This window comes from Microbacterium sp. GbtcB4, assembly GCF_019091465.1.
GTDB lineage: Bacteria > Actinomycetota > Actinomycetes > Actinomycetales > Microbacteriaceae > Microbacterium > Microbacterium paraoxydans.
Map to the genome: position 1 here is coordinate 1 of NZ_JAGXJJ010000070.1, position 288 is coordinate 288.

Annotated in this window: 1 protein-coding gene; it reads right to left on the reverse strand. The window is 74.3% G+C overall.

The genetic code is table 11. The features are described 5' to 3' along the window. A partial coding sequence (locus KVS71_RS17320; protein ID WP_217585138.1) for a hypothetical protein occupies positions 1-288 on the reverse strand: 288 nt, incomplete at both ends.

Genomic DNA, 288 nt, shown 5'->3' on the forward strand with positions numbered 1-288 from the left:
CAGCAGCGCGCGGTGGATGGCGTCCGGATCGGCCGCGCCGCCCGGCTCCGCCCCGCGGTCGGGGTCCTTCACGAGCGTGCGGAGCTGGCGGTGCACGTCGAACCACTCGCGGACGCGCACGTAGTTGAGGTGCCCGCTGCGGCACAGCCGGCGGAACGCGCTGGAGCCGAGCCCGCGCTGCTGTTCGCGCAGGTGGTTCCAGAGGTTCAGGAGAGTGAGGAAGTCGCTCGCCGGGTCCACGAAGCGCGCGTGCAGCCGGTCCGCCTCCTCGCGGCGCTCCTCGGGTCG